The sequence below is a fragment of the Marinobacter sp. bablab_jr008 genome, assembly GCF_016464145.1.
Lineage (GTDB): Bacteria > Pseudomonadota > Gammaproteobacteria > Pseudomonadales > Oleiphilaceae > Marinobacter > Marinobacter nauticus.
Map to the genome: position 1 here is coordinate 24,838 of NZ_JACDWW010000032.1, position 24,010 is coordinate 48,847.

The 24,010-nt window shown below is 56.1% G+C and carries 22 protein-coding genes; 8 read left to right on the forward strand and 14 right to left on the reverse strand.

Annotated elements, in window-relative coordinates; all coding sequences use genetic code 11:
• Positions 1–83: 83 nt before the first annotated feature.
• The 11 genes from JIF53_RS01920 to JIF53_RS01970 all read right to left on the reverse strand — a co-directional run bounded on the left by JIF53_RS01920 (position 84) and on the right by JIF53_RS01970 (position 12,525).
• On the reverse strand, positions 84–1,187 hold the full coding sequence (locus JIF53_RS01920; RefSeq protein WP_199451728.1) for an ABC transporter permease: 1,104 nt from the start codon (positions 1,185–1,187) through the stop codon (positions 84–86).
• Positions 1,187–2,281 (reverse strand): ABC transporter permease, encoded by a 1,095-nt coding sequence (locus tag JIF53_RS01925; protein WP_136631409.1) that lies wholly within the window; start codon positions 2,279–2,281, stop codon positions 1,187–1,189. The genes JIF53_RS01920 and JIF53_RS01925 overlap by 1 nt, the downstream gene beginning before the upstream one ends.
• Positions 2,278–4,008, reverse strand: a complete 1,731-nt coding sequence (locus JIF53_RS01930) for an ATP-binding cassette domain-containing protein (protein ID WP_199451729.1) — start codon at positions 4,006–4,008, stop codon at positions 2,278–2,280. The genes JIF53_RS01925 and JIF53_RS01930 overlap by 4 nt, the downstream gene beginning before the upstream one ends.
• Before the next feature lie 6 nt (positions 4,009–4,014).
• Entirely contained in the window at positions 4,015–4,977 is a 963-nt protein-coding gene (locus tag JIF53_RS01935) for an HlyD family secretion protein (protein WP_199451730.1), read from the reverse strand.
• 175 nt (positions 4,978–5,152) lie between these two features.
• A complete protein-coding gene (locus JIF53_RS01940) occupies positions 5,153–6,475 on the reverse strand; it encodes an MBL fold metallo-hydrolase (protein ID WP_323127138.1) in 1,323 nt (440 codons plus the stop codon).
• Between the two features lie 29 nt (positions 6,476–6,504).
• Positions 6,505–7,425: a ribose-phosphate diphosphokinase gene (locus tag JIF53_RS01945; RefSeq protein WP_099615958.1), complete on the reverse strand. Its 921-nt coding sequence runs from the start codon at positions 7,423–7,425 to the stop codon at positions 6,505–6,507.
• The gene (locus JIF53_RS01950) at positions 7,422–8,936 is read right to left on the reverse strand and encodes a thymidine phosphorylase family protein (protein WP_199451732.1); all 1,515 of its coding nucleotides are present in this window, start codon (positions 8,934–8,936) and stop codon (positions 7,422–7,424) included. The genes JIF53_RS01945 and JIF53_RS01950 overlap by 4 nt, the downstream gene beginning before the upstream one ends.
• Before the next feature lie 46 nt (positions 8,937–8,982).
• Positions 8,983–9,441 carry an ATPase gene (locus JIF53_RS01955; RefSeq protein ID WP_153741193.1) on the reverse strand — a complete coding sequence of 153 codons (459 nt, stop codon included), beginning with the start codon at positions 9,439–9,441 and terminating at the stop codon, positions 8,983–8,985.
• A 169-nt stretch (positions 9,442–9,610) separates the two neighbouring features.
• Positions 9,611–11,965 carry a heavy metal translocating P-type ATPase gene (locus JIF53_RS01960; protein ID WP_199451733.1) on the reverse strand — a complete coding sequence of 785 codons (2,355 nt, stop codon included), beginning with the start codon at positions 11,963–11,965 and terminating at the stop codon, positions 9,611–9,613.
• 40 nt (positions 11,966–12,005) lie between these two features.
• Positions 12,006–12,278 (reverse strand): DUF5676 family membrane protein, encoded by a 273-nt coding sequence (locus JIF53_RS01965; RefSeq protein WP_091854502.1) that lies wholly within the window; start codon positions 12,276–12,278, stop codon positions 12,006–12,008.
• 13 nt (positions 12,279–12,291) lie between these two features.
• Positions 12,292–12,525: a DUF2933 domain-containing protein gene (locus JIF53_RS01970; protein ID WP_228285436.1), complete on the reverse strand. Its 234-nt coding sequence runs from the start codon at positions 12,523–12,525 to the stop codon at positions 12,292–12,294.
• Between the two features lie 185 nt (positions 12,526–12,710).
• Here JIF53_RS01970 and JIF53_RS01975 point away from each other — a divergent pair, with 185 nt between their 5' ends.
• From JIF53_RS01975 to JIF53_RS01990, 5 genes are all read left to right on the forward strand, one after another.
• Positions 12,711–12,938 (forward strand): hypothetical protein, encoded by a 228-nt coding sequence (locus JIF53_RS01975; RefSeq protein ID WP_092034301.1) that lies wholly within the window; start codon positions 12,711–12,713, stop codon positions 12,936–12,938.
• Positions 12,939–13,012: 74 nt separating this feature from the next.
• A complete protein-coding gene (locus tag JIF53_RS01980) occupies positions 13,013–13,750 on the forward strand; it encodes an SAM-dependent methyltransferase (protein ID WP_228285440.1) in 738 nt (245 codons plus the stop codon).
• A gap of 128 nt (positions 13,751–13,878) precedes the next feature.
• Complete coding sequence (locus tag JIF53_RS19745) at positions 13,879–14,241, forward strand: SPFH domain-containing protein (protein WP_091855219.1); 363 nt, start codon at positions 13,879–13,881, stop codon at positions 14,239–14,241.
• 23 nt (positions 14,242–14,264) lie between these two features.
• Positions 14,265–14,504 (forward strand): hypothetical protein, encoded by a 240-nt coding sequence (locus tag JIF53_RS19360; protein ID WP_091855218.1) that lies wholly within the window; start codon positions 14,265–14,267, stop codon positions 14,502–14,504.
• Between the two features lie 10 nt (positions 14,505–14,514).
• Positions 14,515–15,012, forward strand: a complete 498-nt coding sequence (locus tag JIF53_RS01990; RefSeq protein WP_092034298.1) for a hypothetical protein — start codon at positions 14,515–14,517, stop codon at positions 15,010–15,012.
• A 421-nt stretch (positions 15,013–15,433) separates the two neighbouring features.
• On the opposite strand, the gene JIF53_RS01995 is transcribed toward JIF53_RS01990, so the two are convergent.
• Together JIF53_RS01995 and JIF53_RS02000 are read right to left on the reverse strand one after the other, a co-directional pair.
• Positions 15,434–15,631 (reverse strand): hypothetical protein, encoded by a 198-nt coding sequence (locus JIF53_RS01995; RefSeq protein ID WP_091855216.1) that lies wholly within the window; start codon positions 15,629–15,631, stop codon positions 15,434–15,436.
• A 327-nt stretch (positions 15,632–15,958) separates the two neighbouring features.
• On the reverse strand, positions 15,959–17,203 hold the full coding sequence (locus tag JIF53_RS02000) for an alginate export family protein (RefSeq protein WP_228285437.1): 1,245 nt from the start codon (positions 17,201–17,203) through the stop codon (positions 15,959–15,961).
• Between the two features lie 538 nt (positions 17,204–17,741).
• Here JIF53_RS02000 and JIF53_RS02005 point away from each other — a divergent pair.
• Positions 17,742–19,883 carry a TonB-dependent receptor family protein gene (locus JIF53_RS02005; protein ID WP_199451734.1) on the forward strand — a complete coding sequence of 714 codons (2,142 nt, stop codon included), beginning with the start codon at positions 17,742–17,744 and terminating at the stop codon, positions 19,881–19,883.
• Positions 19,884–20,293: 410 nt separating this feature from the next.
• Here JIF53_RS02005 and JIF53_RS02010 read toward each other — a convergent pair whose 3' ends face one another.
• Complete coding sequence (locus tag JIF53_RS02010) at positions 20,294–21,379, reverse strand: OprO/OprP family phosphate-selective porin (protein WP_199451735.1); 1,086 nt, start codon at positions 21,377–21,379, stop codon at positions 20,294–20,296.
• Between the two features lie 280 nt (positions 21,380–21,659).
• On the opposite strand from JIF53_RS02010, the gene JIF53_RS02015 reads away from it, so the two are divergent.
• Positions 21,660–22,388: a TorF family putative porin gene (locus tag JIF53_RS02015; RefSeq protein WP_053113982.1), complete on the forward strand. Its 729-nt coding sequence runs from the start codon at positions 21,660–21,662 to the stop codon at positions 22,386–22,388.
• A gap of 286 nt (positions 22,389–22,674) precedes the next feature.
• A complete protein-coding gene (locus tag JIF53_RS02020) occupies positions 22,675–23,976 on the forward strand; it encodes a TolC family protein (RefSeq protein WP_199451736.1) in 1,302 nt (433 codons plus the stop codon).
• Positions 23,977–24,010: the final 34 nt, after the last annotated feature.

The window sequence follows — 24,010 nt, forward strand, 5'->3', positions numbered from 1 at the left end:
AATAATCACGGTAATCCTGATGCCTATGCGCCGTATCCTCTTGGCCGTGTAGCGACAAACGTCAGGCACTCACCCAACCGATCTCATTGTACCCGGCGTCGAAAGACCCAAAGGGAGAAAATAAACAGCGTGACACCGATTACCAGCAAGGCGAGAGCCTCATCCCAGAGAACCGCCAGGCCGGCGCCTTTGAGGAAAATACCGACGATGATATCCATGTAATAACGCAGTGGACTCAGCAGGGAGAGGCTTTGCAGGAAAGGCGGCATGGTTTCTACCGGTGTCAAACTGCCCGACAGGAACATCAGCGGGAAAAGTCCGAAAAAGGAGAGCAGCAACGCCTGCTGAAGGGTCCGGCTGTAGGCGGCAATCAGTACGCCCAGCGCAATCGCACTGAGCAAAAAGATGGCGGTCAGCACCAGAAATAAAAGCAGACTGCCCTGAAGGGGCACATCAAAGACTCTAACAATCACCAAACTCGGAAAGATGGACAGTACGCCCATGATCAGCGTGGGTGTGACCTTGGCCAGGAACAGTTCCAGGGTGGAAATGGGCGTCACCAGCAGCTGCTCGATAGTGCCTCGCTCCTTTTCCCGGACAATAGAGGCGGCCGGGTGAATAACGCCCACCATCATACCGGCCAGAGCAATCATCGATAACACGATAAAACCCGATGTTGTCAGATCGGGGTTATACCAGATACGGATCAGGGGTACCGCGACCCCCTTCTTCCCGGCAGCAGGGAGCGCTTCGCGCTCCTGGCGCTGGACGATCTGCAGAGCATCATTGACGGCATTGGCGGCAATGTTGGAATTGGTGCCGTCCTGGAGCAACTGGAGCTGAGCACTCTTGCCAGCGAGAAGAGCACCTTCGAACCCGGCGGGAACGACCAACACCATGGTGGCATCACCTTTCTCCAGGAGGTCAGTGGCGGTTGCCACACGGGTTTCCTGAAATTTCAGGTCGAAGGTTTCGCTCACCGCAAATTTCTGGATCAACGAGCGACTCAAGGCGCTGCGATCCTCGTCCACCACCGCCAGGGGCAGGTGGCTTACATCAAAACTGAGCGCAACGGCACAGATGACGACTTCAATGGTGTAAAGCCAAAGTATCAGGGTCAGTATCAACCGGTCACGAAAGAACTGCACGAGCTCCTTGCGCAACAAACCAAATAAGGCAATTCCCATCAGGCCACCTTCTGCTTCATTCGCCAGGCCGCGAAGACAAATACCAGGACCGTATAGACGATCAACATCATCAGATTTGGCAGAACGGCTTCAAGGCCGGCTGATTTCAGTACGATGCCCCGGGAGATTTCCATAAAATAACCGGCAGGGAAAAGCCAGCTATACAGTTGCAGGGCAAGAGGCATGGTGAACAGAGGGAACAGAAAACCGGAAAACAAAAACGACGGCATCAAGGTGACAATCAGCGTTATCAACATGGCCGCCAACTGGGTACGGACCAGGGATGAGACCAACAGGCCGATACCCACCGTGGTCAGCACATAAACGAAAGCGGACGTCAGCAGCAGTATCGGGCTGCCGGCAATGGGGACCTGAAACCAGGCAAACCCCACCACCATGACCATAAGAATCTCCAGGAAAGCCACCAGACCGTAGGGCACCAGCTTGCCGACAACAAACTCGGTTGAGGTGATCGGCGATGCATAGATCTGCTCAATCGTACCGGTCTCTTTCTCACGCACGATCGCCAGGGCGGTCAGCAGGGGTGGGAACGCCATCAGGATCACGGCAAATAACCCGGGGATGACGAAATTGACGCTGCGCAGGGAGGGATTGAACCAGACCCTGGCCTGGACCCGGACGGCGCTCTGACGCGGGGCGGGGAAATTTGCGATTACCGCCTCGGCATAGGCCGATGCCAATCGACCCAGAACAGGATAGCCGCCGTCCACGATCACCTGGACAGGCGCCTCGTCGCCTCTGAGCAGTTGCCGGGCCAAGCCGGCTGGAATCACCACGCCCATGCTGATGGTCGAGCTTTGCAGTGCCGACTCCAGATCGCGGAGATCGGTCGTTTTCTGCTCTAATTGAAAATACCGCGAGCTGTCGAAACGGGCTGACAGGTCGCGGCTTGCCGGCGTGTTGTCCAGATCGTAAATGCCCACGGCAACCTGTTCCACATCCAGATTGACCGCATAGCCGAACAGAAAAAGCATGATCAGCGGCATGATCACGGCCAACGCAATGGTAACCGGGTCGCGAATCAGCTCGCGACTTTCCTTGACGATGAGGGCTCCAAGCCGATGAGCCTTCATGGTCCCAACGCCCGGGAATTGGCCGTTCCCGCCTGTTCTATGGCCGCCGTGAAGAGCATCTCCACCGTGGCGTCGGCTTCGAGGCCGAGCGAATGATTCAGCGATGATCGGCTACCGTGTGCAAGCAGCCGCCCGTCCAGCATTAACGCCAAACGATCACAATAGGCCGCTTCCTCCAGGTAGTGGGTAGTGACCAGCACGGTCATACCGCTGGCGGCCAGCTCACGGATAACCCGCCAGAAACGGTACCGGGCGACGGGATCGACACCCGAGGTGGGCTCATCAAGGAACAAGACCCGGGGCCGGTGAAGCAGGCTGCAGGCCAGCGCCAGACGCTGGCGCAAGGCACTTGAAAGATCACCGGTGAGCTTGTCGGGAATATCTGTCAGCCCCGTTACTTCCCTGGCCCAGTCGATCGCAGCCCGCGCCGCGCCTCCGGCCAGGCCGTAGGCATTGGCAAAGAAGCGGAGATTCTCCCAGGGGGTCAGTTCCAGATAGAGTGAAAACCGTTGTGACATATAACCAATTTGCCGGCGCAATGCGGTGCTACCCCCGCCGGAGCTCACCCCGGCCACCCGGGCGTTGCCCTCATCGATGGCCACCAGCCCGCACAAGGCCCTGATCAGGGTTGTCTTGCCCGCCCCGTTGGGCCCCAGCAACGCAAGCAGTTCGCCAGATGGCGCCTCGAAACTCACCCGGTCAACGGCCTTGAAATGTCCGAAGCGGACGCTCAGGCCGGTGGCCACCAGCCCTTCCTCTTTTCCCCTGTCTTGCCGGGCCAATTCCGGAAACTGCTGCTCGCCGGCCCTCCTGTCCGTCCGCAGCACAAACAGATCCTCGAGCCGGGGCTCGGCCGCCGCCAGGTGGGTTCCCTCGGGCAATAACTCGGCGAGCTGGTTTTCAGCGATGTCCGCGTTCATCACCAGTCGCAGGTGATCCGGCAACCACTGCACTGAATGGACGCTGTCAATTTGAGCCAGGATGCCGGACAACTCCCGCAAGCCTCGTCCGGTATCTCCAGCATTTACAGTGAACACCCTTCCGGCGGCGGGCCTCAGCAGCTCTTCCAGCGACCCATCCGCAAGAACGCGGCCCTGTTCCAGCAGCAGTATCCTGTCGCAGCGCTCCGCCTCGTCCATGTAGGAGGTAGCCACAACCATGGTCAGGCCCTGCGACCGGAAGCGGTCGAGCATGGTCCAGAGATGGCGCCGGGACAGGGGGTCGACGCCGAGCCCCGGTTCGTCAAGGATCAGCAGCTCCGGTTCATGGACCAGATTGGTACATAGCGACAACTTTTTCTGCATGCCACCGGACAGTTTGGCGGCGGGCCTGTCAGTAAAGCGGCCAAGCCCCGACATGGATAGCAACCTTTCTGAACGCTCCCGATAGAGTTCGTCGGGCACATCCCGGATGCGAGCGGCAAAGCTCAGGTTTTCCTTGACGCTGAGTCGATCGTAAAGCGTAAATCCCTGGGACATATAGCCAATCTTGGCAGCAACCTGCTTGGCCTCACGACGGGTATCGAAGCCCAGGACCCGGCATTCCCCCACAGTGGGGTCCAGGATGCCAGCCAACATCTGTAACAGCGTCGTCTTGCCAGCGCCATCAGCACCGACAATGCCCACTCGTTGGCCGCGATCAACGGAAACATCCAGTGGCTCGATGACAACATTGTCTCCGAATTGGCGGCCAAGGCCTTTGGCGACGATGGGTTCCGGGGAAGACATGACGGCTCAGCGCGCCGGAACCGAGAGGGTCGCTGGCCACTCGGCGCCCGGATCCCAGCGAATCCAGGCATCTGCCGGCATACCCGGTTTCAGAGCATCGGCCGGATTATCCAGCACCAGGGTAACGCCATAGACCATCCGAACTCTCTCGTCGGGCATGTGGACATCGCGGGGGGTGAACTGGGCGAAATCGTCAATCCTGCCGACTTTGGCGGAAAAGTCCCCGGGCAAACCGTCCACGCGGATTCTGGCGGGATCCCCCAAGCTGATCCGGTTGAGGATATCACCGGGGACATAGACCTTGAGTTCGAGCTGCTGCAGATTCACCATCGTGGCCAGCGGCTGGCCGGTATCGACAACCTCTCCCGTCTCCACCGCCCGGATCAGGATGGTTCCGGAGAGCGGCGCGGCAACCTCCGCTTTGTCCAGTTGCGATTCAGCCAGTGCCACCTGCGCCGCCCTTGCAGCCACCTGTTCTTCGGCGGCATCCTTCTGCCGCTGGAGAGACTCAAGTCGGCCCCGGGCCTCACTGACGGCATTTTCCGCCTGATCCAGATCACTCGAGCTGGCCAGATTGCGGGACCGCAAGTCCCGGATCCGCTGCCGTTGTTTCTCGGCATTCTTGAGATGATGACGCCAGGTGGTGATTTGGCTGTCGAAGCCGTCACGGACTTCCCGCGCCGAGGCCAGCTCGGCCTGTGCCGAGCGCAGGCGGTCTCTGGCATCGGCGGGGTCGATCACGGCTACCGTGTCGCCAGCCGAAACCTTGCTGCCTTCCGCGAGATGGTGCTCGATGACCCGACCGGCCACTTCGGCCGCGATCCGCACTTCCCGCCCCTCGATATGGCCATTGCCATAGACGATTCCCTGCGGCAAGGGCTCTTCCCCAAACAGAACAAAAACCCCATAAGAACCGCCGGCGAGCACCAACACCGCTATCAGAGACCAGAGCCAGGATTGGGATTTCACCAAACACTCCTTATGACATTACTGTTCAGGTTGGAGCCGGGATCAGGGCCACTGCCTCTCACTCCAGCCAATGAGATCGCCCACTCTAGCACTCGGCAGCCGCCGCGTCCAAGGTCGTTGCCGGATCTTAAGCGGCTCATTCAGGTCGCCCTCGAAGATGGCCGTCAGGGCATCGTCAAAGACGCAAAATGGATTGGTAGCCTGCCACCTCCACCTCAAACCGGGTGTTCTGACGCAAGTGATCCTTCATGGCCTCCAGCGCCTCCGGATCACCGTGGATCAGGTTGATCGGCGTTTCGGGGGCTAAGTCACTTTGAGCCAGCCACTGTTCAATCTCTGTGAAATCTCCATGTCCGGAAAGCCCACTCAACACCTCCAGCCGGGCCTTGACCGGAATCCAGTCGCCGTGGATCTTGATCCTTTCCGCTCCATCAACCATTTTGGCGCCTCGTGTCCCCCCTGCCTGATAACCGGCAAAGATAACGGTTGTACGGTGCTGGCCGAGGAGACGTTTGAAGTGATGAAGAATGCGACCGCCCGTTGCCATACCGCTGCCTGCAATAATTACGTGCGGGTAGGCCTGATCAGCCAGCGCCTTGGAGTCTTGGGCGCTGCGGCTATAATGAACGGTGCTGCACATTTCGTGGCATTCTGAACTGCTCAACCGATGCTGATCTTCGTAGCGGCAGTAAATCTCAGAAACATCAATCGCCATGGGGCTATCCAGATAAACTGGCAACCTTGGAATTCGTCCCGCCTTCATCAGGTCGGTGAGCATATGCTGCAAGACCTGCGCTCTGCCCACGGCAAAGGCCGGAATCAGTATATTGCCCCCTTTGTCGACGGTTTCATTAACGATGTCTGCCAACTGCGACAACGGGTCCGCATCGTCGTGGCGACGATTGCCATACGTTGACTCCAGCATCAGCATGTCCAGAGCTGGCAGAGGCGCAGGTGGCCTCATGAAAATATCATTGAGGCGGCCCACATCGCCGGAAAAACCGACGCGTTTACCTTCCGCCTCGATGATGACACAGGCCGCCCCGAGAATGTGCCCGACCGGTCGCAGATGAAAGCGTATATCACCGAGCTGGATCACTTGGTGAAAGTCCACCGACTGAAACAGCTCCATGCAGGCTTCTGCATCCTCCTGATCATACAGGGGCTCCGGATTCTCATGCCTGCTCAGCTTATGGCGGCCGAGGTAATGTGCCTCCTCTTCCTGAAGATGGCCGCTATCGGCCAGCAATATGCTGCATAGCTCTCGGGTGGCATGATGGGTATAAACCGCCCCCCGGAAGCCCTGCTTGTACAACACGGGGATGTAGCCTGAATGATCCAGATGGGCATGGGTCAGAAGCACGGCATCCAGCGAGGCAATATCGAGCGGCAACGGTTGCCGGTTGCGCTTTCTCAGCCACTTGTACCCCTGAAACAGGCCGCAATCGACCAATACACGTGTCTGGCCGGTTTCAACCAGGAACTTGGAGCCGGTCACGGTTTCCGTGCCACCCAGAAATGTAATGTTCATCGGCGCTCACCCTCCACCTGATTGAGAAAATGCCTGACCGGCGGCACCAGCAACTCGCTGACATCGATCTCATTGCTGCTGTGTGGAACCGTGTTGGTGGTCACCAGCGTCTGCAGGCCGGTACCCAGAAGGTAGGTGTCCGAGGCCTCCGCAAAAATGCCATGCACCGCCGCACACAGGATGGCCTCCGTGCCTTGCGCCTTAAGTGCCCTGACACACTCGCCAATGGTGCGGCCGCTGGAAATAACGTCATCAATGATGACGGCTTTCCGGCCGTTATACGCCGAGATATCCGGCAAGGTGACTTCAACGCGCCGGTCACCCAGACGCTGCTTGGTGCCAATGACATAAGGATGGTTACTGGCCTGCGCGATACTTGATACCCATTGCTCACTTTCCGCGTCCGGACCTACCAGCAACAGACCGTTTTGCCCCCGTAGCCAATCCGCCAGCGCCGGTGCTCCCTGAACAACTTGCGTGGGTATGCTGTAGATTTCGTCAAGAGACTGGTACCTGTGCAAATGTGGATCAACGGTGATCAGCCAGTCGATATGTAAAGACAAAGACTGGGCAAACACCCTGGAAGTGACCGCCTCCCCTTCTTCGAAGCGTCGATCCTGGCGCATATAGCAAAGATAGGGCGCCACCAACCCAATCGACCTGGCACCGAGTTCCCGGAGAGTTTCAAAGAGAAACAGGAGAGCAAGGTATTTGGTGTCTGGATGCGTTAGGTCGGCCAATATTACGCAGTTCGCACCTTTGACTGATGTGAGCACACGTAAGTAGGACTCACCATCAGGGAACCTCCGCACCTCCAAACTTCCCGGCTCCAAGTTAAGCTGATCACAAAGCTTCTCCTGTAATGGGTGCGGGGTGAGGCTAAACAGCACATTTTTTTCAATAATGTCCACAATCATTCCTCTCGCTTTACAGTGAAGATTGCCGGCCCCATATCGTTAAACGCCAGCGCATAATCCTGCTGCCCCGGACTGTCACTGAGCAATTCATAGAGAGGCTCTCCCTTAGTGACTCTATCACCGACGGTCGCCAGTAGCCGCAGCCCTGCGGTAGAGCTGGCAGGTGCGCCTGCCAGCTTGGCGACACGGGCAAGCCGACGATTGTCGATAGACACGATTGTTCCGGATTCCGAGGACAGAACTGGACGCCGAAAACGGGCTTCACCTAAGCTCTTCAGTCCCCCCTGAGCCTTTGTTATGCGCTTGAACTGCTCCCAGGCAGAGCCGTTTTGAAGTAATCGCTCTGCTTTGATCATCCCCTCTTTCACGCCAAGACCATCGGCCAGATCGAATAAATGGCCAGCCAGCAAGATGGCGCGGCTCCGTAGATCCTCCGGCGCACCCCGCTTTCCCTGCAACACGGCCAAAACATCACGGGCCTCCTCTGTCGGCCCGATCCCTGCACCAACCGGCTTGCTGCCGTCTGTCGCGATGCAGCGTACCTTCAGCCCACAGGCCGCCCCAACGCTTGTGAAAAGAGAGGCCAGCCGATCAGCATCGGCTGGCGTTCGAACCTTGGCCGTCTCCCCCACCGGAATATCAATCACCGCATGGGTGGAACCGGCAGCAATCTTCTTGGACAGCACCGAGGCCACGAGCTGGCCCTCACCATCAAGGTCCAGCGCTCTCTCGATGCGAATCAACAGGTCATCAGCCGGGCTGAGGTTCATCGCCCCACCCCAGGCGAGACAGGCACCGGTTTCTCTGACCACACGGCGAATCTCGTTCAGCCCAAGCCTCACATTGGTCAGCGCTTCCATGGTGTCCGCTGTTCCCGCCGGTGAGGTGATGGCACGGGAGGAGGTTTTAGGCATTACTAAGCCTGCTGCGCTGACGATCGACACAACCAGCGGCGTGGTCCGGTTGCCCGGCAGGCCTCCAACACAGTGTTTGTCGAACACACGATCCACGCCTGGCCAATCGAGCTGTTGTCCGCAATTCACCATCGCCTGGGTCAAAGCAACAATCTCATCGAAACCTAATCTGCCACCCGCACAAGCGCTCAGGAAACAGGCTATTTCGACATCGCTGTATTTGTGTGCGGAGATATCGGAGACAATGCGGGCCATCTCAGCCGGAAGCAAGCTGTGTCCGAATACTTTCCGACGAACCAGACTCAAGGATTCGATATAGGGCGCATGATGTACTGAAACCAGGTCAGACTGAGCCACCCCGAGCCGCTCTATGGCGATATCTGAAAGCCCCGCATACCCTTTGGGAACCGTTTCATCAGACGAAATATTGAGAGTTGCGATGATGGAACGTCCCTGCGAGGAAATTCCCACCCTGGAACTGGCGGCGAATCCTTCTGAAAGGCACACATCACAATCATCACGCATGTAGACGACAGGCTCCTGATGAGTATTGATACCCATCTTGAAAACCCGTAACTGACTGGAAGACGCCACCATGTATCAACATCCTTTTCTGCGTCGAAGAATAATTTCAGTGTTCTGATCAGAGGTCGTTCATACGCCCTATCTGCCTGGCCAATCGCATAGCTTCGTTCTCTTCCATGGTTAGCAACGACTGCAGTAATTCTTTCGCCTCGGGAATTTCGGCTTTGTCGGCCAGGGTACGATAAAGGTCCTCTATCTGATCATGGAAATCGAATACTTCTCTGCATATGCCCTCAAAATCCAGCTGTGCGTAGGGCTCATCGCAGGTTCTGTGGGTCTTAATGGGATGGTGAGACAGGTAGTCGTAGACCCTTGTCTCCAACGCTTTGGAATCGCCCTGCGACTTGAACTCGTTCACAATACGTTCCATTTCCGATTCATGGGTCGCCAAATAGTCCAGCAACGCTTGTGCTCGCTCTTCTTCATTCTTAGTGGCGCAGTGGGACAGGCATCTTGCAAGATGAGCATGCAAATCCCGTGTCCAGCTAATAAGTTCTCCAAAGGTTTTGATGTCCATTTACCCGTTCCCCCTTGTTGTCATTAATCATGTCAGCAAACAGCAATTACCTACCACTTAAACTCATAAGCCTGAATTCACACTGAAAAACCCCAACAAAAGATGCAAAAAGAGTCGCTCAATAGCGTGGGCTTGATGAACATCAATTTTTCCAATTGGAAGTGTTCGTCTACCCTAAGCCGTCCAGTCGGGTTCGCTTTAGCAGGAGTGCATTTACCGCAACAAGAGCGGAGCTTCCAGACATTGCGAGCGCCGCTACTTCTGGGCTTATCACCAACGGATAGAACACGCCTGCCGCCGCGGGAAAGGCGATGACGTTATAGCCCACCGCCCAGAACAGGTTCTGGTGCATCTTGCGCAGGGTAGCGCGCGACAGCTCGATGGCTCCCAGCACATCGTAGGGGTCGCTCTTCATCAGCACCACGTCAGCGCTCTCAATGGCCACATCAGTGCCGGCACCGATGGCGAAACCCACCTCCGCCTGGGTCAGTGCCGGGGCGTCATTGACACCGTCGCCCACCATGCCAACCTTCTTGCCCTGAGCCTGGAGCTCCTTGATCTTGTCTGCTTTCTGCCCCGGAAGGACATCGGCGATCACCATCTCAATGCCGAGTTCCCGGGCGATGCGCTCGGCGGTGGCCTGGTTGTCGCCGGTGAGCATCGCCACCTCCACCCCGCGTTCACGCATCTTTTTGACCATGGCAGTAGCGGTGGGGCGCGGCGCATCGGCAATGGCGATAAGGCCGACCAGCTTCCCGTCCTGGGCGACGTGCACCACGGTCTGGCCCGCACTCTGCAGACGCGCGGCCTCGTCCTTCAGGCTCGCCATGTCGACCTTCTCTTCGTCCATCAGCCGGCGGTTGCCGAGCAGCACGGTCTTGCCGCCAATCTCCGCCCGCGCGCCCTTGCCCTCGATGTTGGTGAAGCCGGTCAGCGGATCAAGCTGCAAGCCTTCGGCCTTACTTTGTATCGCCTGGGCCAGAGGATGGTCCGAGCCCTGCTCCACCGTCCCCGCCAGTGCGAGGACCGCCTCCTCGGTGCTGCCCGCCACCACGACCACCTCGACCACCTGCGGCTCGCCCATGGTCAGGGTGCCGGTCTTGTCGAAGACCACAATATCCAGCCGGGTGGCATCCTCAAGTGCAGAGGCATTCTTGAACAAGATGCCGTTCCTGGCACCGAGGCCGGTGCCCACCATCACCGCCATGGGCGTTGCAAGGCCCAGGGCGTCCGGGCAGGCGATCACGAACACGGTGATAGTCAGGGTCACGGCAAGCAGCAGGCTTTGGCCAATCCACCAGAACCAGACGGCGAAGGTGAGCAGGCCGATTACGATGGCAATCACCACCAGCCACTGTGACGCTTTGTCCGCCAGCAGCTGCGCCGGGGCCTTGGAGTTCTGCGCCTCCTGCACCAGCTTGACGATCTGCGCTAACGCGGTGTCGGAACCTACCTTGGTGGCGCGATACCTGAAGCTGCCGCTCTTGTTAATGGTGGCCCCGATCACCTTATCGCCGGGCTTTTTTTCCACCGGCATGGACTCGCCAGTGAGCATGGACTCATCCACCAGGGACTCGCCCTCCAAGACCTCACCGTCCACCGGAATCTTATTGCCGGGGCGGATCACGACGATGTCGTCCTTCAGAACCTCAGCGGTGGGTACCTCCCGTTCCTGGCCATCACGCAACACAGTGGCCTTGGGCGGCGCGAGATCCATCAGCGAGCGGATGGCGTCCGAGGCACCGGCACGGGCGCGCATCTCCAGCCAATGGCCGAGCAGGATGAACACCAGCAGCACCGCCACCGCCTCGAAAAACTGCACCCCCGGGAAAAAGAGCGTGGAACCGACGCTGAACAGGTAGCCAGTACCCACCGAGAGAACGACCAGCACAGCCATGTTGAGCACGCCGTTTTTCAGCGCGCGCCAGGCGGCAACAAAGAACGGCCAGCTTGGCCAGAGCACCGCGATGCTTGCCAGTAATAGCAACCACAGGTCTAGCCGCAGCCCGAAGGGCGGTGCTGGCGGTTCGAACAGCCCACCCATGGGCGAATAAATGAAAATCGGGAGGCTGAAGATCAGGCAGACCCAGAAACGGTTGCGCATGTCGCGCACCATTGCCTGCATGTCCATGCTGCCGCCGTGGCCCATCTCGTGAGCCATCTCGTCCTTTGCGCCAGTATGTTCGCCGTGTTCAGCAGGATGCGCGGTATCGTCGTGGCCGGTGTGGGAGGCATGGCCATCGTGGACGGGCGTGGACACAGCCCCGGCTTCGGTCGGCGGGTCCCCCGGGTCGCAAACGTGCCTGGGCAACTGTTCTCCGGAACAGTGATAGCCGCACTCGTGTATCCGGGCCTTGATAGCCTCAAGGTCCACCGTCGCCTCATCATAGGTGACGGTCGCGCTGCCGGCCACATAGTTGACCTCGGCCTTCTTGACGCCGGGCAATCTCAATAGCTGTTTCTCTACGCCCCGGGCACTCAGTGCCGATAGCAAGCCGCGGATCTCCACAACGGTATTTTTCATTCCTTGTTTCCCTTTCCTTATTTGCAGACCGGAGCTTTCGTCAGCCCGACGCGCGCCCGACACCGAGATGGCGATGAAGCCAATTGAAGATCGGGCAGAACACCAGCCCGACATAAGCGCCATATAGAAAACTCTCAATCAATCCGAGCAGAAATCCCCACCAGGTCAGCCACTTGAACGCCGGCAGCACCTGCTCGAGAAACGTGTGCATGTGCAGGCTTTGCGGCGTCACCAGTCCATAGATCACGCAAACGATGAAGGTGACCGCCGCAAAGAGGCCCAACGCCCAGGTAACCAGTCTTGTGTCAAGCATGTTCCGTCCTCCGTTAATGCCGATGGCCAGAACGCCTGTCCGGGTCGTTTCCCGACTTGTCCCGCGCACTATGTCCACCATGCCCGCCCCCGCCGTGACCACCATGTCCTCCGTGACCGAACATATGCATGCCCACGAAAACGATGCCAATAAGCACCGAGAACCAGTTTTCCGCCAACCATTCCATAAAGACCTCTCCAGTCTGCTGCTGTACCAGCTGCCTTTGCATTACTTCAGGCCCGGGCATGGCATTTCCTGACGCAAGTCAACCACATCTGCCTGAATTCAAACTGAATTACCGGACCGAAACAGAGCACACCTTGATCTCGATCAAATTAGAAACAATGTCCTAAAATTGATGACGCATGCACTTGCCGGTTACTGAATTTACTGGACACATGTTTTCTAGGAACACTCTGAGGAGAGAAAGGCATGAGCAACGAATCTTTCTCGGCAAGCATGCACCTTGAGCCTCAAAAAAGGCCTGCGGGGAAAAGCAGCATCATTCAGCTCAATCTTTTTCGAAAGGCGCTGAGATCTCTTCAGTTCGGCTCGTTATCACTTACATGGCCAGATGGAGAAAAGACGTGCCATGAAGGGAAGCAAGACGGTGTACATGCAGAAATGACAATCCTGCAGTGCATGTCATTGATCGTCTGATCACCCACGGTGATGTGGGACTGGGAGAAGACTACATGGCAGGCAAATGGTCCACGCCCAATTTGCTTGCCCTAATGCGCCTTGTCACGGTGAACATAGTCGTTTTTGACCGCGCTTTACGCTCTAGCGTGGGGCTCAGGTTATGGCATTGGTGCAAACATCGGTTGTTTTCCAATACGGTTAAGCGCAGCCGCGAAAACGTCCATGAGCACTACGACTTAGGCAACGATTTTTATCAGCTCTGGCTGGATAAGAGCATGACCTACTCCTGCGCCCTGTTTGGTGGCAACGAGTCCCTCTCGCTTTACGAGGCACAGCAAGCGAAATATGAGCGGATCCTTCAGCGACTGGCACCGGAACGGGGAAGCCGCATCCTGGAAATAGGCTGTGGCTGGGGCGGTTTTATGGAAGTGGCAACTGCACACGGGTGCCATGTAACCGGGGCAACCTTGTCCAGCGAACAGGCGGATTGTGCCCGCCAACGACTCCGGTCCGCCGGACTGGAGGGAAATACCGAGGTGCGTTTACAGGACTACCGGGAACTGTCGGGTCCGTTTGATTTCGTGGTATCAATCGGGATGTTTGAACACGTGGGCGAGACCTATTGGCCCACTTACATGAAGGATGTACACGATTATCTGAGACCCGGCGGCAAGGCACTGATACAAACCATTACCATTGCCGAGGAGCGATTTGAGCGGTATCGCTCCGGCAACGACTTTTTGCGGGCACCCACCAACCTGATTATTCCACCACATCAATATCTTGATAACAATGTGTTGGAGATAGGCACCGATGCCACAACCGGTTAACGCGTGTCCGTCGATTGCAGGAATCATTAATCGATAAAAGGAAACAACCATGAACGATCGATTCCGCCCCTCCTTGTCGGATATACCGGTTTCACCACGTCAGATCACTCTGTATATAGGCATTGCGGTTGCGGGACGATTACAGTGTTCGGTCGCGACTGGAAGATATTCTCGGTAGTGAAACCCGCAAAGCTGTTGCCAAACACGAATTGATAGAACTTGCACACACCAAGAAAGGCAGGGAGCCCGCCTTCGACCAGCCGCTCACAAAAGCGGTGATTGGCCAACCGCGGTCCGTCCGACGGGGGCGGCAGCTAATAGAAGCGGACATCTCTGCCGCGGCTTCGGCAAAGATGGCTAAATTTGGCATTGAATTGCCCGACATTCGTTTTAAGCGGATCAACTACAATGAAAGCGTTCGCCAGAATGATCAGCAAACGCCAGCAGATTGCCGAGCGATTCCGTTCCGAGGGTGCCGGCGAAGCCGCTAATTATCGGCGACAAGGAAAAGGATTTGCAGCGCATTGAGTCTGAAGCCTATCGGGAAGCTCAAACCATTCAGGGGGTGGCGGACGCGAAAGCCACGGAAATTTACGCAGCGGCGTATAACCAGTCGGAAATATCCCGTGATCTGTATGACTTTGTCAAAACCCTGGAGACCTATAACCGGGTGATCGACTCTTCCACCACGCTGGCATTAACCACTGAAAGCGAGCTACACCAACTGTTGAATGGTATAGGCCAAAACCCCTGAGGAGGGCTTGATGAACAAGCTGGCGTCCACGATTCGTTGCCCCGTGTGTGATATGAAAAAAATCAATCGCTCGCTACTATGGAATTACCAGGGTATAAACCACTATTTCTGTTCGCGTCAGTGCCTAGAGCGATTTAAATCCCGCCCGCATCTGTTTGTGGGCGATCCTCAACACGGATTGTCGCCCAAGCAGAAAAATCAAGTGATTCTAAAAAAACGCCGCATGCGACTCCGCGAAATAATCAGCGATGACCTCAAGGCTGATTTGAAAACATCACTGCAGTCGCTGATGGGTATTGATGCAGTGGACTTCACGGATCAGGAGCTGTATGTGACTTACGATCTGCTGCAGGCTTCCCTGGAAGATATCGAAAAAACCATCGAACAGGCGGCAGCCCGGCTGTCAAAAGGTATGGCGGAACAGGTAAAACGCGGGCTGATTCATTACAGCGAGGAGTGTGAGCTCGACAATCTCGCACACCTGACCAAAAACAGTGACTGTCATTGAGCAAGAAAGCATGGGAAAAGGCATCAACTACACTTAGTCTACCTTTTTGCGGCGCGGTGTGGGGGGGCGTTGCTGTTTCAGAGCTTCTGGGCATAACCGTCATCTACAGGGAACTGAGCCACAGCGAGTTCAAACGCTGCCTGAAGCAGGGTTGGTTAAAAGATCTGATGGTTGGTGGGTAAACCACTCGCGACAGCTTAAAGGAACCTTTTGAAAGCAAAAACAATTTTGTCACCCCGAGGGTCTATATCGATCTGGCGGAAGAGCTTGCTCCCTATGACGTGGATTATAAAGGCGTCATCTCCTATGGGCCTCTCGCCACGTTGATCGGCTGGGTCGCACAGGCGGTATTAACGTCATGCGAGTGGAGCTAAGGCGAAAGAAGGCGGCTTGAAGATCAGGGATCTATGTTAACGAGCGTTCACTTATAAGTGACACCGTGTCGGTCAAATATTTCATAGACTTCTCTTGCTTCCTCCGCCGGCAACATCACCCGGATCGTCTGCTCATCCTTATCAATATAGATCAGATCCTGTGGAATTTCGCTGCCAATAAGGTCGTCTCGCGTATTGTGTGCCTGATCCATGTTCTCGAACTTACCATTAATAGCTTTACCCATCTTGTTTCTCCTTGTTGTTTAGCTTCTGCATAAAGCATAGATAACACATCAATTTCTGTAAATTTATGACATTGCCACGGACCGAGCGCCGTCCTTGAAACCATTCGCGGAGGGCTTAAAGACCCGTAAGTCGCGGATGATCGCCGGCCAGCCACACGCCTGCGTAACAGAGCTGACCGCGATTCGTGTTGTGTGCGGAAAACTTCCTGAGGCCTCCTCGACCGCACCGTTAGCCAGTGGCCCTTGCCATTCGGATTATCTTCCCCTCGGTCGGGGTGACTCCGCTTTCTTTCAGGCGGATGTCTGATTAACGCAACAGTGAGAAAGTCAGAACTTGACCTGTCCCCACAACCAGGCCTTGTCCGTATCCACACCGCGACCATCCTCGGCATAGCTGGCGAACTTGGCACCCACCGTGTAATGTTTGTTGACTGGGTAGGCAGCCAGCAGCCCCAGCTCAGAGCCATAGCTCAAGCTATTGATGTCACTGCTGTAGTCATGAAATATGGCCAGCAACTTGACTCCCTTTACTGCGGCACCCGCCGATACGTAAAGATCCTGCAAGCCATCGTCCGGGGTGACCAAGAACTGGTCGGCCCAACCGTTCATTGCGTGAAGCGTAGCCAGGGGAGTCTGAAATGATCGGCCGTCGTCCGACTCCAGGGTTTCCATGCCCACCTTGACCGTAACGCCATACGCGGCGAGGCCCGCTTCCGCCAGCCAATAGGCGGCCTCAAAGCTTTGCGGGTTGTCTGCATAGTCCTTCTGGATTGCGTACTCCAGAGTGTACAGGACTTTGGCGTCTTCCGTTACATCGGTGCCACCAGTGAATCGCAAGCCAAAATTCTGGGTTGAGTTGACGTCTGCGGTGGTAAAGTCGAACAGATATCCGTAGGCGGTAAGGGTTCCGGCGGCCAACCCCTGATACTGAACATTAAGAATCGGCGACTGCATGGGGAAATTGCCATTCGGGCTGGCGTCCGAGAATATCCGGTTAGCATTGTAAAGATAGCCCGCTGTAATCGTCGTGTCTGGAAGCGACTCGTTGGCGCCGATAAAGGCATCGAAGGTCTGCTCATTCTGGCGCCAGCCAACTGTGCCTATAAACCGGTGATTGTCCAGAGCAAAGCGCTGACGACCATAGGTCAGTGTGGTATCCGGAAGGCCTTTGTAACGTACGTAAATTTGGTTGACTTCGGTTTCCGTCGGATCAGCGACCACTGAGTGATCGGTTGTATCATTAATGGTGCTATTGTAGTTCTCATTCCCCACAGCGGTCACATCTTCCGCCTCGGCAAACACCTCAAACCCCTGGAAATCACCAGTCCGGTACCCCAGTCGGGTTCGAACGGTGGAAGCATGGGCTTGATCGAGAGGGTTGTCCTGATCCACAAATTCGTAACGGTAGCGAACTTCAAGCGAAACCGCTCCCCCGGTCAAGGCGTCGGTAAGGGTCTGGGACAGGACAGGCGTCGCGGAAGAGGCCAGAAGTGAACCAATGGCCAAGGCCAGCAACGACTTCTGGTTTCTTTGGCCTTTCCTGGCAGGGAGCGGCGTTAGCATCGTTTTCATCCTAGTGGTACCTTCTGTGGCCGTATAAGGGGTGAGTGGAGTCAATGTTTCATTCATGAGTCGATAATTCAGTTTAGGGCGCCTATGTCCGTGGCAACCTTGATATCGGTCAGATTGAGCCTGACTCGCACCCTATACACAGCCTAGAGTAAATCTAGTGACCCTCCCCGGCAACCTCTAGTTTATAGAATTACCCGCACACCCTAGGCACTCACAGCATTCTCCAGGGCTGAGAAGGCCGGCGCGCTGGCCAGACCCTACTCTGCCTCAAGCGGTTTCACTCGGCGTCCGGCTTGAACACCGGGCCATGGCGCAGGGTGTTGACGTCATTAGCATCGGCATACCCGCAAGCTATCTGAACAATCCTCTCGGTCGATAAAGGAAAAGCGGGAGTTGACGGTTTTCAGCCTGTTGACACGTTTCGACCCATAAGAATTGGCTATTGACTTAATAGCTACAAAACCATAAAGTTTCGAAATGTAATGCTAATCATTATCACCTGCATCCGGCAAATTCAATGATAACGGAGAACAACCGTATGTTTAGACCTTCCCAACTATCACTGGCTGTGGCGATCAGCCTGGCCCCAGCCATGGGCTCTGCCGCTGGCGATGACCAGCCCCAGACCCTTGAAGCCCTGGAAATCATTGGCGATGCGTCTGCAGCCCAAACTCTGCCGGGGTCAGGCTATGTAGTTGGCGATCAGCAGTTGAAAACCGAGGTTGAGGCCGACATCAACCAGGTATTGAAAACCGTCCCGGGCGTGTATGTACGGGAAGAGGAAGGTCAGGGCCTGCGCCCTAACATTGGCATTCGCGGTGCCACCGCCGAGCGCAGCAGCAACGTCACACTGATGGAAGATGGCGTTCTGATCGCCCCGGCGCCCTACTCCAATCCGGCCGCCTATTATTTCCCGACGTTCAAGCGCATGTCCTCGCTGGAAGTACTCAAGGGTGCCCCGCTGCTGCGCTATGGTCCGCAAACCACCGGCGGCGTGATCAACCTGATTTCCACACCCATTCCCGACGAGCAGAAGGGCTACGTCGAAGCCGTCACCAACGAGCGCGGCTCCACCGACGTTCATGCAACCTATGGCGACACGAACGGTGACTGGGGTTACCTGTTTGAAACGGTCCAGCGCTCAGCGCAAGGCTTCAAGGACATTGACCGAAGTAACCGCAACAGTGGCTTCGACATCAGTGATTATGTCGGCAAGCTACGCTGGCAGGGTGATCGCCAGAGCGTGACCGCCAAGCTGCAGTATTCCGAGGAAACCTCCAACTCGACCTATGTCGGACTGACGGATGCGGACTTCAACCAGGACCCCAACCGGCGCTACGGGCTTTCCAGTCCCGACCAGATGGATAATACTCACTCCGGTGTCAGCCTGACTCATCAGTTCGAGTGGAGCGACAATGTAAGCAGCACCACAACCCTCTATCGCAACGACTTCAAACGCAATTGGTACAAGCTCAGTGGCGCCGGAAACATCATCGACCAGGCAAACGCCGGTGACGCCAATGCCCAGGGTATTCTCGACGGTACCGTTGACACCAGCGGCCTGAATTACAAGAACAACGCCAGAGAGTACGTCTCCCAGGGCGTGCAGACAAACTTCGATGTAAACATTGGCAACCACGAATTCGACTTCGGCGCCCGCGCCCACGAAGATGAAATGGATCGCTTCCAGCCGGTGGATGTGTACGACCAGGTCAATGGCTCCCTGGTGTTCCAGAACAGCGTGGCCCCAACGGGCAGCAACAACCGCTTCGAGACCGGCGAAGCCCTGAGCTTCTGGGCACTCGACAAATGGCAGGCGACGGACAAGCTCAGCATTAATCTGGCCCTGCGCTACGAAGATGTGCAGACCAGTCGCACCCAATACGCGGATCCCGGCCGCACAACCATCGACAGCACCCGCGCCAATGACAGCGCTGAACTCCTGCCCGGCGCTTCCTTTACCTACGACCTGACCCAAAGCTGGCAGGTTCTGGGCGGTGTGCACCGGGGTTTCTCCCCTCTCGGAGGTGGTGCCAGGGCAAACGAAGATCCGGAAACCAGCAAGAACTGGGAGGCCGGCCTCCGGTACTTTGGCAATGCGTTCTTCGCGGAAATGATCGGCTTCTACAGCGACTTCTCCAACAAGGCCGAAAACTGTTCCGTGGGCTCGCCGTGCAGCAATGGCGCCACCTCTGGCAGCTTTGTAACCGGCGAGGCTGAAATTTCCGGTGTTGAGTTCCAGCTCCAGACCGGCACCCGGGCAGGCGAGTTCTACCTTCCGGTCAGCCTTACCTACACCTTTACCCAGGCGGAAATCAGCAAGGACAATGCCGCTTCGGGCCTGAAAAAAGGCGAGCAGCTCAAGGACGTACCTGAAAACCAGATGAGCTTCCGGACAGGCATGGAACACCCGAGTGGCTGGGACAACTACCTTGTGGCCACCTACGTCGATGAGATGTGTGTCAGCGCGGGATGCAACAACACCGCCACGAAACTGGACGAGACCGAGTCCCTGTTCCTGGTCGATTTCATCAGCCGCTACGCACTGACCGCCAGTGCCGATGTCTTCCTGAAAGTGGACAACCTGTTCGATGAACAGCAAATTGTCTCACGTTTGCCCGATGGCGCCAGGCCAAACATGCCACGTACCGCTTCGCTGGGGATCAGCGTTAATTTCTGATCAACAACCCAAGGCCAACTGATCGGCGGCGAGTTCGCCTTTGCATTCCCTCTCTGTCATAGCCCCGGTTTCCAGCCGGGGTTTTCTGGCTATGAGAGACCTAACAACCTAATCCCGACAGACTGCCAGACGACTCCACGTGCGCGTCGGTGCGCCCCTTTTTCAGGAATTGATTATTGCCAGATAGCTATGTACCCAGAAACTTCAGATGAACTCTATTCAGAGCGGGGCAGACAAAAAAATGGGCAGATGAATATCTGCCCTAAAAACCTGAGTACTTCATTAACTCGCAAGAACTATATCAAGCTAAACTGAACTCTAACTGAATTTTCCGATTGTTTTTGATCGCAATGTTTCCCGTACCAGTGCCCTATCAAGTGGTGAGCTCAACCAAGCCCCCTCCCATGCGTTCAAAATGCATATTGCAACCTTGCACGCACTTCATCTCCGCTAGCGCCATTGGCTTCTTCCCCATCCATATAGCTCACGCCAAGTCGGACATTACTGTTGGCATAATAGTTGAGCCCCAGTGTCGTTTGCTCGCCGTCAGTTGTGGCCAGCCCCACATCACTGTATTTTCCGTCACCATCCTCAAAGCGGGCAACAACTTCCCAGGCTCCTTTGGGCGATGACGGTTTCACTCGCTTGAATGCTCCAGCTTTGTAAGGACGGCTTTCGCCGGTGATGATCCAGCCAAGCTGTACGTAATAGCCATCAACATCCACCTGGCCTTCCTCGGAATCGAAATATTCGGCCTGGGCATGGAAGGGCCCGGAAGCGCCGGCCAATTCCAGATTAAACGTATCGACCTCATCGGCCTGAACGTCGGCGTCACGCGTGGTATAGCCCGCGCCAAGATGAACAACAGCATTATTCGTTTGAACGGGTGCAAATGTGCCCCGCGCGGTTACTGCCGTGTTATTGAAGTCGTCGCTGCCATCGCCGTCTGCCTCGAAATAGCCGATACCGTAGGTCCAGTTGCTGCCCTTGCCGCTGAGCTGGATGCCACCGCTGCGACCGGGGGCATAACGCTCGGTCATGGCAGATCGCTCAAGCGCTGAGATGTCTTTCGAACTCGTTAATTCTTCCAGGCCGAATGGCTCTTTCTGTTTACCGATAGTCACGGTTGCAGCTGAGCCAAATCCCATGTAACGAATGTACAGGTCTTCAGCAGTACCGCCGTCGGCGCCATCACTTTCAGCGACGTTGAACTGGGTCTTGTACGCCCAGTCGCCAAAGTGGCCCTTGGCGTAGAGGCGTGCCCGGCGCACATCGAAATCGGTAGTGTCAACACCGTTGTCGTCAGACTGCGTGGCGTCGTAATCCCACTGAATGCGCCCGCCGAGCTGAAAAGACGCAGAGTTATCCGACACTTTCACTTTGATACCGCTGTCGGTATCGATCACAAGGTCTTCGCCGCTGGTCGTAACGTTTCCGGCCTGTGCAGCAGAAGCGGCAGAAATCGCCAAAGCCAAGCCCAAATATTTCTTGCTCATGATCTGTCTCACCTTTTTCGGTTTGCTTGTGTGTGTTGAAGCGCGATTAAAGTCTATTTGGCAAAGATTACAGAATGGTTACAGAGAATGCATCAAAACAGGGCGCTGGTCCGGGCCGGTGACAGGTTCTGGGGCGCTAGGTGTTGCGGTCGTTTTTCGGGGGCAAGCTCAGAATGTGCCGATTTGTCTCTATAACTATGATAAAAAAGAATAAATAAGATGTGGCAAGACTTTTGCTTATCATATTTGGAGCAATGAAACCCAACCGAAGGTATCCATTATGAAGAAGCAGTTTTTCACCAAATCCGGATTTATCAGTATCACTTTGCTTGCAGCACTTCAGGCTGCGCCCGCCATTGTTAGCGCTGACGTCAGCTCAAATGTGAGCGCCAGCAGCAACTATCTGTTCCGGGGCGTCACCCAGACAGACGGGGCTGCGGCTGTCCAGGGAGGGTTGGATTATGAGCATGCGTCGGGCTTCTACGCCGGTGGCTGGGGTTCCAATGTCGATTTTGGTGACGGCACCAGCTATGAGCTTGATCTTTATGCCGGATTCTCCGGCTCTGTGGAAGAACTGGGTTATGACGTTGGGTACATTTATTATGCGTATCCTGACGCGCCGGACTCCATTGATTTCGGCGAACTTTACGGCGAGATCAGCTATGGCATTGCTGCTGTAGGCCTGGCCTACACGATCAACAGCGACACCAGTGGTGATGGGGTGTTCGTGCAAGGAGATGCCTATTACTACGCCTCTGTTGGGGTGCCTCTGCAGGACAGCTACAGTGCCGGTGTGACGCTTGGCTATTATGACTTCGCCGATGACGGCAAGGCTTCTGTCGGTGAGGCAAGTTATTCACACGTCGCCGCCAACGTTACAAAGGATGCGGGAAACTTCGGTTCCTTCAGTGTTAACGTGGAGTACGCGGACATTGAGTCAACCGACGCGCTTGGCTCTGTCAACTCGGATGATCCGAAGTTCTGGCTGGGTTGGAGCAGGAGTTTCTGATCGGCCAAGTGATCACAAGCAATTCAGATCCAGAATAAAAAGCCGGCCCAAATGACGGGCCGGTTTTTATTTATCATGCAAGAACCCACCATCGTGCGCCTGCCTTGACGCCCGGTGACTCGACATCCTCGCCCTTACCTCTGCCCCCCCCCTGCCGCCAAAGCTCATTTCTTATCCGGTGCCTGAATTTCAAACTGTATTAAAGGTTTGTCTGTAAGGTCGTTCCAGATTCCCACGCAAAAATGCTGACTCACTGACCTCAGTCAAACAGCCAGGATGATACTGAATGAACAAACGATTGTTGTTGTGCGCGATGATAGTTCCGGGAGCCTTGGCCGTCTCTCCTATGGTGTCGGCCCAGGCAAAAGAGAGTGTGTCGCTGAAAGAATATCAGCAGGCCAAAGCCAGCCAGGCTGTTTCCCTGAACCAGGCCATGGTGATGGCTTTCGAGAATAGCCCGGTATTGGCTTTGAGGCGGGCCGCGGTCTCGATACAGCAGGGACAGCTTGATCATGCCAGCCGCTGGGCGCCGAGCAATCCAGAGTTTGAGTTGGGGGCCCGTCAGGCCCCGGATCAGGCCGACGAGTCCCTGGAATATGGGGTGAGGGTTACTCAGGAGATCTGGATGGGTAATCGCGGCGACCTTGGGCAGTCGCGTGCCCGGAGTAATCTCACGTCCCGGCAACAGGAGCTTGAATACCTGAAGGTAGCCACCAAGGCGCGGGTGCGGGCCGCCTATTTCCGGATACTGCTGGCTCAGAAAGAGTTGGAAACCGCAACCCGTGCCGTTGAACTTATGCAACGCACCAAAGACCTGGTTGAAATGTCCGTAAAACAGGGTAAACAAACCCGGATTGATCTCAATACCGCAGTCATTGGGCTTGCCAGGGCCCGGAATCAAAAAGCCTCGGCGGAACAAAAGCTCGAGCAATCAAAAATTGACCTTACCGAAGTGCTCGGGGTGTCCCCCTCCGATGCCGTTGGGGTGACCGGCGAGCTTGATGTGACGCTCGAAGACCTGCCTCCGACCAGCCAGCTTGTCGAGATGGCACAGAGTCAGAGAGCGGACCTGAAAGCGGCGGCCGCCAGAATTGCAGCGGATGAATCTGGCCTTGAAGTTGCGAAAAGCCTGACGATTCCAAATCTGAAAGTCTTCGGATTTTATGATCGTGAGGAAGGCTCCAACCTTTTCGGTGCAGGGGTGTCGATGCCTTTGACCGTTTTCCATGATTATTCCGGTGAGCAGAGACAAGCTGCTGCGCGGCTGAAAACCTCCGAGCTTGAGGCAGAGGCCTTGCGCCTGGCTACAGAGCGTCAGGTTGTGTCGGCTGTGGCCCGGTATAAATCCACCGCCGTTCGGCTGCGCCAGATGAACGAGTCGATCCTGGAGCGTTCAGAGGAAACATTACAACTGATGCAGAAAGCATTTCGGGCGGGCAAGGTCGGTGCCTCGGATGTTCTGGCAGCACAGGACAATCTCCTGTCGGTAAGGCAGGAATACGTTCAGGCGCAGAATGATTATATCGATGCCGTCCGGGCGCTGGAGATAAGCACAGGAGGTGCTCTGTCGATGTCAGCCGGTTCCTGAGGGTACGAAATTCAAAACTGACCGTTCTTTAAAT

Excerpts from the sequence above, each read along its gene's own strand:
- JIF53_RS01920 (WP_199451728.1), bottom strand. The coding sequence starts at position 1,187 with ATGGGAATTGCCTTATTTGGTTTGTTGCGCAAGGAGCTCGTGCAGTTC.
- JIF53_RS01925 (WP_136631409.1), bottom strand. The coding sequence starts at position 2,281 with ATGAAGGCTCATCGGCTTGGAGCCCTCATCGTCAAGGAAAGTCGCGAG.
- JIF53_RS01930 (WP_199451729.1), bottom strand. The coding sequence starts at position 4,008 with ATGTCTTCCCCGGAACCCATCGTCGCCAAAGGCCTTGGCCGCCAATTC.
- JIF53_RS01945 (WP_099615958.1), bottom strand. The coding sequence starts at position 7,425 with ATGATTGTGGACATTATTGAAAAAAATGTGCTGTTTAGCCTCACCCCG.
- JIF53_RS01950 (WP_199451732.1), bottom strand. The coding sequence starts at position 8,936 with ATGGTGGCGTCTTCCAGTCAGTTACGGGTTTTCAAGATGGGTATCAAT.
- JIF53_RS01955 (WP_153741193.1), bottom strand. The coding sequence starts at position 9,441 with ATGGACATCAAAACCTTTGGAGAACTTATTAGCTGGACACGGGATTTG.
- JIF53_RS01960 (WP_199451733.1), bottom strand. The coding sequence starts at position 11,965 with ATGAAAAATACCGTTGTGGAGATCCGCGGCTTGCTATCGGCACTGAGT.
- JIF53_RS01965 (WP_091854502.1), bottom strand. The coding sequence starts at position 12,278 with ATGCTTGACACAAGACTGGTTACCTGGGCGTTGGGCCTCTTTGCGGCG.
- JIF53_RS01970 (WP_228285436.1), bottom strand. The coding sequence starts at position 12,525 with ATGCCCGGGCCTGAAGTAATGCAAAGGCAGCTGGTACAGCAGCAGACT.
- JIF53_RS01975 (WP_092034301.1), top strand. The coding sequence starts at position 12,711 with ATGAGCAACGAATCTTTCTCGGCAAGCATGCACCTTGAGCCTCAAAAA.
- JIF53_RS01980 (WP_228285440.1), top strand. The coding sequence starts at position 13,013 with ATGCGCCTTGTCACGGTGAACATAGTCGTTTTTGACCGCGCTTTACGC.
- JIF53_RS01990 (WP_092034298.1), top strand. The coding sequence starts at position 14,515 with ATGAACAAGCTGGCGTCCACGATTCGTTGCCCCGTGTGTGATATGAAA.
- JIF53_RS01995 (WP_091855216.1), bottom strand. The coding sequence starts at position 15,631 with ATGGGTAAAGCTATTAATGGTAAGTTCGAGAACATGGATCAGGCACAC.
- JIF53_RS02000 (WP_228285437.1), bottom strand. The coding sequence starts at position 17,203 with ATGAAAACGATGCTAACGCCGCTCCCTGCCAGGAAAGGCCAAAGAAAC.
- JIF53_RS02005 (WP_199451734.1), top strand. The coding sequence starts at position 17,742 with ATGTTTAGACCTTCCCAACTATCACTGGCTGTGGCGATCAGCCTGGCC.
- JIF53_RS02010 (WP_199451735.1), bottom strand. The coding sequence starts at position 21,379 with ATGAGCAAGAAATATTTGGGCTTGGCTTTGGCGATTTCTGCCGCTTCT.
- JIF53_RS02015 (WP_053113982.1), top strand. The coding sequence starts at position 21,660 with ATGAAGAAGCAGTTTTTCACCAAATCCGGATTTATCAGTATCACTTTG.
- JIF53_RS02020 (WP_199451736.1), top strand. The coding sequence starts at position 22,675 with ATGAACAAACGATTGTTGTTGTGCGCGATGATAGTTCCGGGAGCCTTG.